The organism is Mucilaginibacter paludis DSM 18603, assembly GCF_000166195.2.
GTDB classification, from domain to species: Bacteria; Bacteroidota; Bacteroidia; order Sphingobacteriales; family Sphingobacteriaceae; genus Mucilaginibacter; species Mucilaginibacter paludis.
This window is the reverse complement of sequence record NZ_CM001403.1, coordinates 6,271,899-6,285,449: the sequence shown is the minus strand read 5'-3', so window position 1 is coordinate 6,285,449 and position 13,551 is coordinate 6,271,899. Positions and strand designations below refer to the sequence as shown.

Sequence of the window (13,551 nt, the reverse complement as noted above, 5' to 3'; positions counted from 1 at the left end):
CCTTATTGCTCCAGCCAAATCTGCATCAATGCCAGCAACCTGTCCACATCAACAGGCTTGGTAATATAATCATTCGCTCCTGCTTCAATGCATTTGTCCCTATCCTCTTTCATTGCTTTTGCAGTTAACGCAATAATAGGTAGTTTGGCCCATTTTTGTTGTTTACGTATATGGCGCATAGCATCGTAACCATCCATTTTAGGCATCATAATATCCATCAATACCATATCGATACCTGCTGTCTCTTCCAGCTTGGTTAACGATTCTTCGCCATCGTTGGCAATTTCAACCTGCATATCATAAGTCTGCAAGGCGCTGCTCAAGGCAAAAATATTACGCATGTCATCGTCAACAATCAATATCTTCTTATTTTTCAATGCATTTTTATCGCCCGAGTACGATTTCGCCTTCGTCGGCTCCGCATTTGCAGGATAAGCTTTACCAGCCATGCTGTTAATTTTGTTTAAAAACAAATTCACCTCGTCAATCAACCTTTCAGAGGATTTGTTATTCTTAACCACCATAGCATTGGCGTACTGCATTAACCTGCTTACAGATGTTTTGTCGAGCTCCATAGCCGTATTTACAATAACAGGCAACTCGGCAAAACGCTCCACTTCTTTAATTTTATCAAGCAGATCCAAACCAGATATATCCGGCAGGTTGATATCCAGTATCACGCATTGGTATTCGCTCTCGGTCAGCATCCGGAAGGCACTTTCACCATCAAAAGCCTGGTCAACGGTTATGCCTTGTTTCTCCATCAACTCACGCAGGGCGTGGCTCTGCATTTTATGGTCTTCAATCAGCAAAATCTGCTTAAAGGTATTGCCGGTTTTAGCAGCCATATCCTTAAACAATTTATCCAGCACTTCGGTATTGATAGGTTTTTTTAGGAAACTAATGGCCCCTTCTTTGCGAACACGGTTAACGGCGGCATCGCCGGCCGACATCAGGTGGACCGGTATACCAGCTGTTTCCGGGTCATTTTTAAGTTCTTTTAATATCTGCCAGCCATCCTTGCCCGGCAACATAATATCTAATATAACGGCATCGGGATGATTGTTTTGAACAGTTTCTACCGCTTGGTCTCCATCGTGTACTAAAATGGATTGATAACCATGTTCTTTGGCGTAATCCTGTAATATGGCGGCAAAGTTTTTATCATCTTCCACAATTACCACCAACGGTTCGGTGCGTCCCTTTCTCAAGGTATCCAGCTTTAGCGGCTGTTCCAGTTTAAACGGCGAGGCATTACCGTCTTCGGCTATCCATGATTTTAAGGTAGGCACATTGTCGGCATCGTCAATCGGGGTGGCCAGTACACCTTCCAGCGGCAACAGCAAAGTAAACTCGCTGCCTTCGCCGGGCTTGCTTTTTAGTTTAATAGCACCACCTAACAAATGAGTTAGCTCGCGGCTGATGGATAAGCCCAATCCGGTGCCACCATACTTACGGCTGGTAGAGCCATCTGCCTGCTGGAAAGCCTCAAATATCAATTTCTGTTTGTCGTAAGGAATACCTATTCCAGAATCTTTAATGGAGAGAGCCAGATTTTTACCGGTTTCATCAAGATTCGCTATCACAGATACGCTTCCGTTCTCGGATGTAAACTTAAAAGCATTTGATAACAGGTTTTTAATTACCTGTTGCGAGCGTACCATGTCTGTCAATATATACTCGGGTACGTTATTATTTTGCTGCGTTGTAAACGTTATATTTTTATTTTTAGCTACTTCGGCAAAAAGTGATTCTACATCTTTCAGTATTTCACTTACTTTAACCTTTTCGTTCAATATCTCCAATTTGCCCGATTCAATTTTAGACAAATCAAGGATATCATTGATCAGCGTAAGTAAATCATTTCCGGCGTTAAATATCACGGTAGAATATTTAATCTGATCTTCGGTAAGGGTCTGGGCCTTGTTATCTTTCAGTATGCGTGCCAGTACCAAAATACTGTTTAATGGCGTGCGCAACTCATGGCTCATATTAGCCAAAAATTCCGATTTATATTTACCTGTAGTTTCCAGTTCACGCATCTTTTGACTGATAGATCTGCGTGCTTCCTCAATAGCCTGGTTTTTTTCTTCCAGTAAACTGGCTTTTTCTTCAAGTTCGGCATTCGTAGTGCGTAACTCTTCCTGCTGTACACGCAATTCTTCTTCTGATGCCTGCAACATTTCTGTTTTTTTCATCAGCTCCTCGTTGGTTACACGCATTTCCTCTTGCTGCGCTTCCAGTTCTTCGGCCTGTTGTTGCACCTCCTCAAACAGATCGTGCATAATGGTACGAGACTGAGCTGTATTGATAGATACCCCTACTATATCCGCTATGGCTTTTAAATAACCCTCATTACGCGAAGACAAGCCATTTTGAAAGGCTATTTCGAAAACACCTTTTAATTTTTTATCAAAAAAGAAAGGAACTATAAAAGTTTCGGTAATTTCCTGTTCAAGCAATGATGATTGCAACTCAAGCTTAAGATTTACCCTACCCTTAATGAGCTGTGTTTTACCATCTGTTACTGCCTGCCCTACCCAGCCTTCGTTTAACTTGATTTGTTTTTTTATGGCGTTAAAATCGTGGAAAGCATAGGCGGCCTTAAACTCCAGCCAATTATCAGCTTCATTAAATAAGTAAAACGTACCTGCCTGCGCCCCAGTATATTCGCAGGCAGCCTTAATCACTTTTTCGGCCAGTTGCTGTTCACTTTGCTCGCCCTGCACTATATCGCTCAATGCGCCGGTACCGGTTAATAACCAATTTTTATTTTCGTTCTCTTCTAAAACATTCTCCAGTTGGTCATTGGTTTTTAAAATATCGGCCTCTATCTTCTTTTGCTTGGCAAACGTTTTTTGGATATAAAAGAAAAGCACCAATATAATAATGAGGAAAATTAACGAGCCGGAGGCAATGATGAAGATGGCCGCGGTAGACTGAGCTTCCGAGCTTGCTTTGCGCACTACAAGTAAACGCCCCTCCTCGCCATTGATCCGGTCCTTTAAATAACGGATGCTGTCCATGTTACTTTTACCGCGCAAAAACATGCTGTTCTGAACCATATAGTCCAAACCTTTGCTTTCTCGGGTAAGTATATTTTCCTTCAGGATATTTAACTGCGTACTAACCAATTTATTCAACGAATCTATCCTGCCTACCTGGGTTGGGTTATCAACTGTTAAATTTTTAAGTGAGTCAAGCTTATCGGTTATTTTAGGAATAGCAGCATTATAAGGGTCTAAAAAACGCTTATCGCCAGTTGCACCAAAACCCCGCATACCCGTTTCGGCATCAACCAAATACTGAAGCAAATTGGTTGAATTTTTAATAACCTTTTGTGTATGGTCAACCCATTTGGTATCGTCTTCTAATTGCCTGATGCTGTTGTACGATAAAATGGCGACTACAAAAACGAGCACAATGGACACAACAAACCCGGCTAATACTTGCTGACGGAAAGAAAATTTTAACATTTAAGATAATTTATGCTGATAAAAATAGCCTTAAAAAAACAATTTACGAAGAAGGTACGAAAAAAACCGGGATGCAGTTGGGCAGAAAACAATTATAGCCCTTGTACCATCAGTAAGGGGAGTTTATTGAAAATATAAATAAAGAGGTTAGCCTGCAGCGATAGCTTTTTGTTTTGGCGATAAGTAATTATTCGGCCATCAACCTGCCATATCCAATTTATAGGTAAGGCAGACTCATCACCATCAATGGTATAATACCAATACTTGCTTATGAGGTGCAAATAATGCACCTCATAGTTTTATAAGCCCAATGGGTTTGACTGCGAAAACCTTACTAAACGTTAATCTGCGGTGTAACCACAACTGGCGGCCTATTGCTTAGTACACCTGCCAGAGCAGTTATAGCACCTGCAAACAAAACCAACCATCCCCATTTAAACTTAATGAGATGTGTTAAACCTGCAGAAATACCTTTAAAGGGGATAAAGCTAAAGCTTGTATTTACCTTACAAACGGCGGCAACATACAACAATACCACCAATACCAGCGATACATAAGCCGTAACCTTAGTAACCGGGTGTTGCTGCAAAAGCGTACCCAGTATACCTATAATGGCTACTATTAAAATAACGATGCCGTAAGGTTTATTTAGAGCGTAAACATCCCAGCTGAATAAGCCGAACGGACGCAATAAAGGGCTAAACGTACCTGCAATAAGTAATATAAAGCCCAAAAAAGAAACAAACGAACTGATGCGCATATGTTTAATTTATTTAGTGATCTCCATTTTATCAGCAAAGTGGGCGCAATAATCGCGCAGGTCTTCCACAATATTTTTCTCGCCGGTGGCGCGCAAAAAGCTGTCGCCCATGGTTTGCAGGGTTTCGTAAAAAAAACGTTTCATCTCATCCACGGGCATGTCTTTAGTCCACAAGTCGATACGCAGCGTGTTTTTGTAGTTATGATCCCATAAAGCCAGCATAATTGATTTTACGGGCAGTGCTTCCTTATTTTGGGAGTCGGTTGATTCCCATAAGATATTTTCGGGAACATTGTTGTCGTCAAGCTCGATAGTAAATTTAATTTCAGCCTTTTTCATTTATTTAATTAGCGTATTATTTAACAAGTAGATAGATTACCGCGGTAAGCACAATAAAGCAGCATTCAATGATCCATAGTTTTTTTGTATCCGGAAAAAAGTTGCGCAGCATCATATCGATCACAAACACCACAAAGGCAAACAATACAAATACCGCGCAAATAGTACCGCTAAAATTGAGGGTTTTGCTGTTGTTTATTTTGATACCGTAAATACCAATGTATACCGCCAGAAATAAAAGGAATGCCGTAGCGATATTAAGGGGCGTAATTTTAACCTTCATTGATTGAATTAGTGTTTCCGTTGCTTGTTTGACCGTTGCGCGGCCGCTTTTTTACCGGGCCTGTTGTTATGTGCTGTTTTACCTTTGGCGGCATCAAACTTTTTCCGCTGGTTAACCGTTTTCTTTTCGTGGAAGGCTCCCTTAAAATCAGGATCATCCTTACGCTTTTGCAAATCTATTTCTTTATTCTGATCCTGGCGCTCCTCATAAGGCGTTTCATCCACAAAAACATCCGGCGGCAAAAGTACAACAGGAATTTGTTGCCTGATCAATTTTTCAATCTTCCTAATGTAATATTCTTCGGCAGGATTGCAAAAAGTAATGGCTTCGCCCGATTGAAAGGCACGGCCGGTACGGCCTATCCGGTGAACGTAGTCTTCATACACTACAGGCACATCAAAGTTAATTACATGGCTCACATCGCTCACATCAATACCGCGCGATGCCACATCAGTAGCCACCAATATTTTAACTTCGTCGTTTTTAAAGGCATTAATGGCGTTGATGCGGGTGTTTTGGCCCTTGTTGGCATGTAGTACCCTTACCTCCTTCTCGCCGAATTTACGGAGCAAAAACTTATAAACATCCTCGGCGGCAACACGTGTTTTGCAAAATATAATGAGTTTTTTGATATCATCGGGCGCATCGAGCAGCTTCTTCAGCAGGTTGATCTTGGTTTTCATGTTAGGTACATGATACAACACCTGGTTTACTGTTTGCGCGGGTGTAGCCTGGGGCGTAACCTCAACTACGGTTGGAAACTCGAGGAAGTTAGACGAAAGCTCCTGAATTTTATCAGACATAGTTGCCGAGAACAGCAGGTTTTGCCGTTTCCGCGGAACAACTTCAAGTATGCGGTTAATCTGGGGCATAAAGCCCATATCCATCATTTTATCAGCCTCATCCAAAACCAGTACTTCCAGCTTTTTGGTTACCATGTGCCCGGTAAGGTAAACATCCATAAAGCGGCCCGGGGTGGCAACAATAATATCCACCCCTTTATCCATCAGTTCTTTTTGAGTTTTGGGGCCAAGGCCACCGTAAAGCGATACGATACGCAGATCGGTATATTTGGCAAACTCTTTGGCATTCTCTTCAATCTGCAGGGCCAGCTCCCGTGTTGGCGCTATCACAATGGCACGGGCATCGCTACCCTGGGCGTATTTAAGCCTCATAATAATGGGCAGCATGTAAGCGGCAGTTTTACCCGTACCTGTTTGAGCTATGCCCATCACATCCTGACCGTTCATGATAGGGGGAATGGCTTTTTGCTGCACGGGCGTAGCTTCGGTATAACCGGCATCGGCAATGGCATTCAATATTTGCCGGTTAAAGTTAAAATCTTCGAAAGTTACGGACATGCGGCAAAGGTAAGGTTTTTGATGTGAATGGCTGAGGGTTTTAAAAGTACTTGATTAATACGCTTCAATTGCTTAGCTTTAATGTGTTGTATATTGCGATATGGAATTAAAGGTAGAAATAGAATTTGATCAGCTTTTAGATGCTATCCGGCAATTACCTGCTGATAAAAAGTCGCTATTACAAGCCGAACTCTCCTCTCCTTCAACCGATAATGAATCTAAACCCGTAGATAGTTTTCGTGAGTTTTTGTTACGGGGCCCGGTAATGAGGGATGATCAATATAAACTTTTCAAAGAGAACAGAAACCATTTTAATAAATGGAGAACAAAACAGGTTTACCCTGCCTAATTTAAGCGTGGTTACTATATTTGTCTCAAATCTCATATCTCAATACTCACATCTACACTTATGACCATCCTCATTAAACAAGCCACCATAGTTAACGAAGGCAGCCAATATGTAGCCGATATATTGATTAAGGACGGTTTGATAGATCAAATTGCACCGTCTATCAGCGCTCAGGCGGATACCGAGATCAACGCCGAAGGCTTACACTTGTTACCGGGTTGTATTGACGACCAGGTACATTTCCGTGAGCCGGGACTAACTTATAAAGGGAACATTTATTCCGAATCACGGGCAGCTGTGGCGGGGGGCATTACTTCTTTTATGGAGATGCCCAATACTGTGCCGAATACCTTGACCCAGGAGTTACTCACCGATAAATATAACATAGCCGCGCAAACCTCACTGGCCAACTATTCGTTTTTTATGGGGGCATCCAATGATAACCTCGACGAGGTTTTGCGCACCGACGCAGCCAATGTTTGCGGCATTAAGGTATTTATGGGTTCGTCTACAGGAAATATGCTGGTTGATAACCCACAAACACTCGAAAAACTATTCGCACAATCGCCCATGCTGATTGCCACCCATTGCGAGGACGAGGCTACCATTAAGAGCAACCTAAATCATTTTAAGCAATTATTGGGAGAAAACATTCCGGTAAGGCTGCATCCCAAGATCAGAAGTGCCGAAGCATGCTACCTGTCATCATCTATGGCTGTAGCACTGGCTAAACAGCATAACACCCGCTTGCATATCCTGCATATCTCTACCGAAAAAGAAACTCACTTATTTGATAACACCATCCCCCTAAAAGATAAAAAGATAACAGCCGAAGCCTGCGTACATCACCTATGGTTTAGCGATGCTGATTACGAAACCAAAGGTAACCTGATTAAGTGGAACCCCGCCGTTAAAACTGCTGCCGACAGGGATGGTATTTTAGCAGCCCTATTGGATGGCCGTATTGACATTATAGCAACCGACCATGCCCCACATACGATAGAAGAAAAGGCAAAACCCTACCTGGAAGCGCCATCAGGCGGCCCCTTAGTACAACATGCCTTACCGGCAGTGCTTGAAATGCACCACCAAGGCAAACTAAGTTTAGAGCAGGTAGTTGAAAAAATGGCGCACAACCCGGCCATCTGCTTTAATGTTGAGAAACGCGGCTTTATCCGCGAAGGTTACTGGGCAGACCTGGTATTGGTTAATTTAAACTCGCCATGGACTGTAAGCAAACAAAACATCTTATACAAATGCGGCTGGAGTCCGTTTGAAGGACAGGTTTTCCGCTCAGCGGTGACACATACTTTTGTATCGGGTAATTTGGTTTGGGCTAATGGAAAGTTGAACGATGAGCTTATGGGGAAGAGGTTGACGTTTGAGTTGTAGTCCCTGATATATTAAATTATTTTGTAAATTTGGTTATGCAGACACTTGATTTCAATACTAAACTGATTGATGGATATATGGAGCTATTGAGAAATTTAAGCTCTGATAATAAACTCGACCTCATAACTAAATTGTCAGAATCTCTAAAATCAACTTCTCACGAAGATGAGCCATCGTTAAAAAACCTTTTCGGCGCTTATCAATCTGACCAATCGGCGGAAGAATTGATTGCCGAAATTCGTCAATCACGATTATTCAATCGCAACATTGAAAATTTGTGAAAAGGTATCTTTTAGATAGCAACATTTGCATTTTCTTTCTTAAAGGCCGGTTCGATATTCAAAACAAGATAGTTGAGGCCGGTGAGGAAAATTGTTTTATTTCGGAGATTACCGTTGCTGAATTAAAATATGGAGTTGAAAACAGCAGCGATGATAGACGGGAGCAAAACAGGGAAATCGTTACCGCGTTGATAAAGAAATTCAACATCCTACCTATATACAATTGCCTCGATATTTATGCTAAGGAAAAAGCGCGGTTGAAAAAAGAAGGTAAGCCTATAGACGATTTCGATTTATTAATAGGCACAACTGCCATATTTAACGATATGATTATGGTTACTAATAACTTAAATCATTTTAACAGAATCGCCAATATCACTTTAGAAGATTGGACGATATAAACGTCCAATTAATTATGCTTAAACTCAATAGGAAGTTGGCCCAATAGTCAGACCAACTTTCTGTTAATATGTAATTTCCTATCAAACGCCCTTTTTCCATTTAATGGAACATCCAATGGCCTTGGTGCTGTTAGTGGCAATGGTTTTGCCTTCAAGCAGAGCGTTTACAGCATTCTCAACGTACTTAACGCGGGCCGGGTTTGTACCTTCAGTATCGTTATCAATAGCGCCTATGTACTGTACTACATTGCCCTTGGCTGTTTTTTGTAGCACGTAAACATGTGGGGTAGCTTTGGCACCGTAAGTGCGGGTAACATTCTGTGTTTCGTCAATGGTGTACGGAAAGCTGTAGCCTTTTTCTGTGGCAAGTTTTTTCATGTTATCAAACGAATCGGCAGGCTCGCTCACCGGGTCATTCGGACTAATAGCGATCACCGGGTAACCCTTAGATGCATACATTTTATCCAGATCCATAATGCGGCTTTCGTAAGCTTTGGCATAAGGGCAATGGTTACAGGTAAATACCACAATGTAACCTTTGGCCTGCTTATAATTAGCCAGTGATACCATTTTGCCATCTACATTTTTCAATTTAAAATCGGCAGCAACGTCGCCTACTTTGTAGCCGGTAACATCACCTGTCCAGGCTACCAGGCCGGTAACCGCGAGGACCAATACTGCAAGAAACTTTTTCATAGTGTTTAATTTAGTTATTTATGAATTTGATATAATTTATTTAACTCGGCATAAGTAAATTCCCGCTCGTAAAACTGATGAATATGTTTTTTTGCGTTCACTACCAAAGTACCAGGCAAGGCACCGCTCCAGTTTTTATCTATCCCATCAATAAACTCCTGGTCGCTGGTTTTATCGGCTAAAAATACTTCACTTACTATCTTGTGGGTTTTGGTAAAAGCCTTCACATCGGCCAGTTTCGATTTAAAATCCATGCTCACCAACAACACCTTTACGGGTTTGTTTTTGTAAGCTTTTTGCAACTGATCAAAGTTTGGCAATTCCTTCACACAGGGGCCGCACCAGGTTGCCCAAAAATTAACAATGTAAACTGTATCGGGATGAGCCACCCGTTTTTCCAGTTGTTGTATAGTTAATAATTTTACAGGCTTAGTTTGAGCCGATGCTGCCAAACCGGCTGTAGCTAATAACATGAAAATAAATATCTTAAGCTTCATTGTTTATTTAACGTTACTATTTGGCAATTGTTGGTCAAAAGGCTTACAAAATATCAATCAACAAGCCTTGTCACTCCAATATTACAATTCTGCATCTACTTTCATTAGCTCGTCCACTAACTCCGGCACGCCGATACTGGCTTTTGCCTCAATTTTGGTCAAGTTATCTACATTATAAACCGTTGGTATTTTAGGGTCGACGATGTATTTTGGCACCTCATCCGGAACATAATTGATCAGCCCCGATGCCGGGTAAACCGCGAGCGAAGTGCCCACCAGGATAAACAGATCGGCTGTGCTGCAAATTTGGGCAGCGGTTTCAATCATGGGAACCATCTCGCCAAACCATACCACATGAGGCCTCAATGGTGACCCTAATTCGCATACCTCATCCATACGCAGTTCCCAACCCTTAATAGGATAAGTAAGCCTGGCGTTGCGGCTGGACTGCGACCGCGTAATAATGCCGTGCAGGTGTACCACGTTTGTTGATCCGGCACGCTCGTGCAGATCGTCTATATTCTGAGTAATGATGGTTACCTTATATTTTTCCTCCAAACGCGCCAGGGCGTAATGCGCCACATTGGGCTGGGCCTCCAATACCGATTTACGGCGCTGGTTATAAAAATCCTGTACCAGTGCCGGGTTGCGCTGCCAGGCTTCGGGTGTGGCCACATCCTCAATATTATAGCCTTCCCATAAGCCGTCGCTATCCCTGAAGGTTTTTAAACCGCTTTCGGCGCTAATGCCCGCTCCGGTCAATACCACTATCTCTCCTGTATGTTGATGTTGATTTGCAAGCTTTGTTTTCATAAGTTGATGTTATCATCAAAATTAAAAATTTAAGGCATAAAAAAAGCGATGATTTCTCACCGCTTTTTTATATTTTGTTTGCTATTAGCCGTAAAATTTATGCTGCCAGTTGGGTATTAGTACGCAACACAGTGTATTTGCTTTTTGCCAGCTCAAAGCCGCCAAAAAGAATGGCGCAGAAAACCATATCGCCCAGAACCATGTTACGCTCAAAAGGGATAGCCGCTAATAAGGATTGCCCATAACCGGCTAATGTATAAGGATAAAGCGTACCAGCATATACCCAAGGCAGATCGGTGATCAGCCAATGTACACAAACAGCCGCCAGTGATGCCAGTGCTACATTTACAAAACTTGCTTTTTTAATGAGGCTGCCAATGTATACCATAACGGCAAAAGACAGGTAAACCCATAAATAGCTGCTGTACCAAAGCTGAAAGTCGGAAGTACGCATCATGGTCAACAGCATATCGCTTATAAATAAAGCAACCAATACAATCAGATATGCTTTCCATTTATCAGTAAAATAAGCTCCACCGAATAAGGCTATTGCCCCTACCGGACTAAAGTTACTCAATACCGGAAACTTAAAGCTGAGCAAACGTATGGCCAGCGCGGCCAGTATCATCAGCGTAATAATAATTGTGCGGGCGTTTATTTTCTGTAACGACATAAGTTTTATTCTTGCCTCAAAAATACTCAATTCTAAATTACAAATGAAATAGATAAACAATGCTTAATCAAGCAAATACTTTATCCCGCCGTAAGCATTAAATCCGCGGGTATTGTAACCTATCCAATCGGTATACCTTTTATCAAACAAGTTTTTCAGATCCACATACAAGCTGAGTTTCTTTGTAGCGTTGGCCTGGATATGCAAATCGAACAGGTTATACGCCGCCAAACCTTCCACACGTGAGTATGGGTAAACATCTAAATAATGGGTATCGCTTCTTTCACCGGTATATTTATAATTTACCCCTACCGATAAGTTTTTGATAAACTGGTAAGATACGTTGGCTCCGTAAGTGTTCCGCGGACGGCGCAACAGGTTATGCGTATCAACGCCATTTTCGTCAGTTTGGGTACCCGTTACATAAGCCGCATAGGTAGATGCTGTAAAATTATCGACCTTTAATTTCAACTCACTTTCAAATCCTTGATCATCCTGCTTATTTCCATTTTTATAAAAGGAATTAAATGACGCGTCTGTATAAAAATAGATCACGTCTTTGGTCTTACGTTTGAAAAAAACGGTATTAAATGATAGCGCGTTACGGATAATTTGCCAATCGAAACCAGCTTCATACGAGGTGGTTACTTCTGGCTTTAAGCCTATATTTCCGTACTGTGAATATAGTTGGTACAGCGTTGGTGTTTTGTAGGCGGATGCCAAGGTAGCAAAAACCTTAAACTGATCGGCTAATAATACCGAAGGGTTAAGGGTATAGGTAAAATTATTGCCATACTGACTGTGATGGTTATACCTGCCGCCCAACTCCATGTGGAAAATGCCTGATTTTAAAAACAGCGAAGTGTATAAACTGGTAATGTTATTATTGGCCAATTTTGAGTCGATTGAGCCGTAACTGTTGTTCTGGCTGGTATTACTATATTTATAATTGGCCCCGCTGGTGATGTCTAAAAAACTGGCGAGATTATCGGTGAAAACAATTTCGCTGTTGGTGATGCGGCCTATATTGTTTGAAAAGTAAGGTGTGTTATAATTGGCTGCAGAAGGTTCGTCCAAATAGTTATTCCATACCGTATTTTGCGACACGTTCAATAATAATGAGCCTTTAGGTAATAGTAATTTGGCACCTAAGCCTCCAAATAAAAGCGTATTGCTATAAGTGTAATTTTTATCATCCTTAAAAGCCCCCGCCGGTAAATCGCCCGTGTTATAATTGGCTGCAGAAGGTTCGTCCAAATAGTTATTCCATACCGTATTTTGCGACACGTTCAATAATAATGAGCCTTTAGGTAATAGTAATTTGGCACCTAAGCCTCCAAATAAAAGCGTATTGCTATAAGTGTAATTTTTATCATCCTTAAAAGCCCCCGCCGGTAAATCGCCCGTGTTATAAGTGGTTTGAAAATTGCCGTTCAAACTAAATTTAGATGATACCGCCTGCGTTAAATTCAAACTCACCGTTTGCTGATGAAAAGCATCGTTTTTAAACCCTTGTTTACCGGTTGTATCGGTAGCTGCCGGAAAACCTTTTGAATCGGTATTAGAAACATTGAGCGCTATACCTGTTTTATTGAGTGTGCCGATAAGGCCAACACTACCTTTAAAAGTATGATAGCTCCCGGCACTTAATTGCACATCGCCGGTTAACTCCTGGCCTTTAGCATGCTTGGTGATGATGTTGATCACGGCGGCTACGGCATCAGATCCATAGAGAGTAGATCCGCTTCCTTTTAAAATTTCGATATGATCTATCTGTTCCAGTGAAAAGGCATTCAGATCGTAACTTCCGTCAATCCCCGAAGCATTGTTTACCGGAAAACCGTCTATCAGGATTAAAGTATTGCCGGTTGATGAACCACGAACAAATAAAGATGAACTGATGCCCATGTTGTTCTGCGCACCCGAAAAGGTAATACCAGCAACGTTATTCAATAACTCAGGCACCGTTTTACCCTGTGACCTGGCGATCTCCTCACGGCTAATCACGCTAACTACGCGCCCAATCTCTGATTGTTTTTTTGGCGAACGCGTGGCCGTAACTACTACCTCGTTTAAATTTTTAACGGTGTCTTGTTTTTTTGAAGCGCTTTGCGCCAGGCCTGCTGTTGTGTGCAGTACCAGTTGTGCAAGCCCCAGGCTTACAGCAACTACATAATTTTTTTTCATGTTGATGTGAGTTTTATCCCACAGCATACAGAAATGAAGAGTT

General features: G+C 41.8%; 14 protein-coding genes. 4 read left to right on the top strand and 10 right to left on the bottom strand.

The features are described from left to right. Nucleotides 1-2 precede the first annotated feature (2 nt). The 5 genes from MUCPA_RS26340 to MUCPA_RS26315 all read right to left on the bottom strand — a co-directional run bounded on the left by MUCPA_RS26340 (nucleotide 3) and on the right by MUCPA_RS26315 (nucleotide 6,219). Nucleotides 3-3,476 (bottom strand): response regulator, encoded by a 3,474-nt coding sequence (locus tag MUCPA_RS26340; protein WP_008510568.1) that lies wholly within the window; start codon nucleotides 3,474-3,476, stop codon nucleotides 3-5. Nucleotides 3,477-3,810: 334 nt separating this feature from the next. Further along, nucleotides 3,811-4,236 carry a hypothetical protein gene (locus tag MUCPA_RS26330; protein ID WP_008510567.1) on the bottom strand — a complete coding sequence of 142 codons (426 nt, stop codon included), beginning with the start codon at nucleotides 4,234-4,236 and terminating at the stop codon, nucleotides 3,811-3,813. A 9-nt stretch (nucleotides 4,237-4,245) separates the two neighbouring features. Then, nucleotides 4,246-4,575 carry a gliding motility protein GldC gene (gene gldC, locus MUCPA_RS26325; RefSeq protein WP_008510565.1) on the bottom strand — a complete coding sequence of 110 codons (330 nt, stop codon included), beginning with the start codon at nucleotides 4,573-4,575 and terminating at the stop codon, nucleotides 4,246-4,248. Nucleotides 4,576-4,591: 16 nt separating this feature from the next. Further along, entirely contained in the window at nucleotides 4,592-4,858 is a 267-nt protein-coding gene (locus MUCPA_RS26320) for a hypothetical protein (protein WP_008510564.1), read from the bottom strand. Between the two features lie 8 nt (nucleotides 4,859-4,866). Next, nucleotides 4,867-6,219 carry a DEAD/DEAH box helicase gene (locus MUCPA_RS26315; protein WP_008510562.1) on the bottom strand — a complete coding sequence of 451 codons (1,353 nt, stop codon included), beginning with the start codon at nucleotides 6,217-6,219 and terminating at the stop codon, nucleotides 4,867-4,869. A gap of 100 nt (nucleotides 6,220-6,319) precedes the next feature. Here MUCPA_RS26315 and MUCPA_RS26310 point away from each other — a divergent pair, with 100 nt between their 5' ends. From MUCPA_RS26310 to MUCPA_RS26295, 4 genes are read left to right on the top strand one after another with little or no spacing between them, the layout of a single operon-like run. Further along, nucleotides 6,320-6,568 carry a hypothetical protein gene (locus MUCPA_RS26310; protein WP_008510560.1) on the top strand — a complete coding sequence of 83 codons (249 nt, stop codon included), beginning with the start codon at nucleotides 6,320-6,322 and terminating at the stop codon, nucleotides 6,566-6,568. Between the two features lie 60 nt (nucleotides 6,569-6,628). Next, on the top strand, nucleotides 6,629-7,960 hold the full coding sequence (locus MUCPA_RS26305) for a dihydroorotase (RefSeq protein WP_008510558.1): 1,332 nt from the start codon (nucleotides 6,629-6,631) through the stop codon (nucleotides 7,958-7,960). A gap of 35 nt (nucleotides 7,961-7,995) precedes the next feature. Further along, nucleotides 7,996-8,241, top strand: coding sequence for a hypothetical protein (locus tag MUCPA_RS26300; protein ID WP_008510556.1), 246 nt, complete (start codon nucleotides 7,996-7,998; stop codon nucleotides 8,239-8,241). Next, complete coding sequence (locus MUCPA_RS26295; RefSeq protein WP_008510555.1) at nucleotides 8,238-8,642, top strand: type II toxin-antitoxin system VapC family toxin; 405 nt, start codon at nucleotides 8,238-8,240, stop codon at nucleotides 8,640-8,642. Before MUCPA_RS26300 ends, MUCPA_RS26295 begins: the two co-directional genes overlap by 4 nt. 81 nt (nucleotides 8,643-8,723) lie before the next feature. Here MUCPA_RS26295 and MUCPA_RS26290 read toward each other — a convergent pair whose 3' ends face one another. From MUCPA_RS26290 to MUCPA_RS36420, 5 genes are all read right to left on the bottom strand, one after another. After that, nucleotides 8,724-9,338: a thioredoxin family protein gene (locus MUCPA_RS26290; protein WP_008510554.1), complete on the bottom strand. Its 615-nt coding sequence runs from the start codon at nucleotides 9,336-9,338 to the stop codon at nucleotides 8,724-8,726. Nucleotides 9,339-9,352: 14 nt separating this feature from the next. After that, on the bottom strand, nucleotides 9,353-9,835 hold the full coding sequence (locus MUCPA_RS26285) for a TlpA disulfide reductase family protein (RefSeq protein WP_008510553.1): 483 nt from the start codon (nucleotides 9,833-9,835) through the stop codon (nucleotides 9,353-9,355). An 81-nt stretch (nucleotides 9,836-9,916) separates the two neighbouring features. Further along, nucleotides 9,917-10,648, bottom strand: a complete 732-nt coding sequence (locus MUCPA_RS26280) for an SIR2 family NAD-dependent protein deacylase (protein WP_008510551.1) — start codon at nucleotides 10,646-10,648, stop codon at nucleotides 9,917-9,919. Nucleotides 10,649-10,745: 97 nt separating this feature from the next. Next, entirely contained in the window at nucleotides 10,746-11,321 is a 576-nt protein-coding gene (locus tag MUCPA_RS26275) for a DUF6580 family putative transport protein (protein WP_008510549.1), read from the bottom strand. A gap of 63 nt (nucleotides 11,322-11,384) precedes the next feature. Further along, entirely contained in the window at nucleotides 11,385-13,508 is a 2,124-nt protein-coding gene (locus tag MUCPA_RS36420; RefSeq protein ID WP_169316207.1) for a TonB-dependent receptor plug domain-containing protein, read from the bottom strand. Nucleotides 13,509-13,551: the final 43 nt, after the last annotated feature.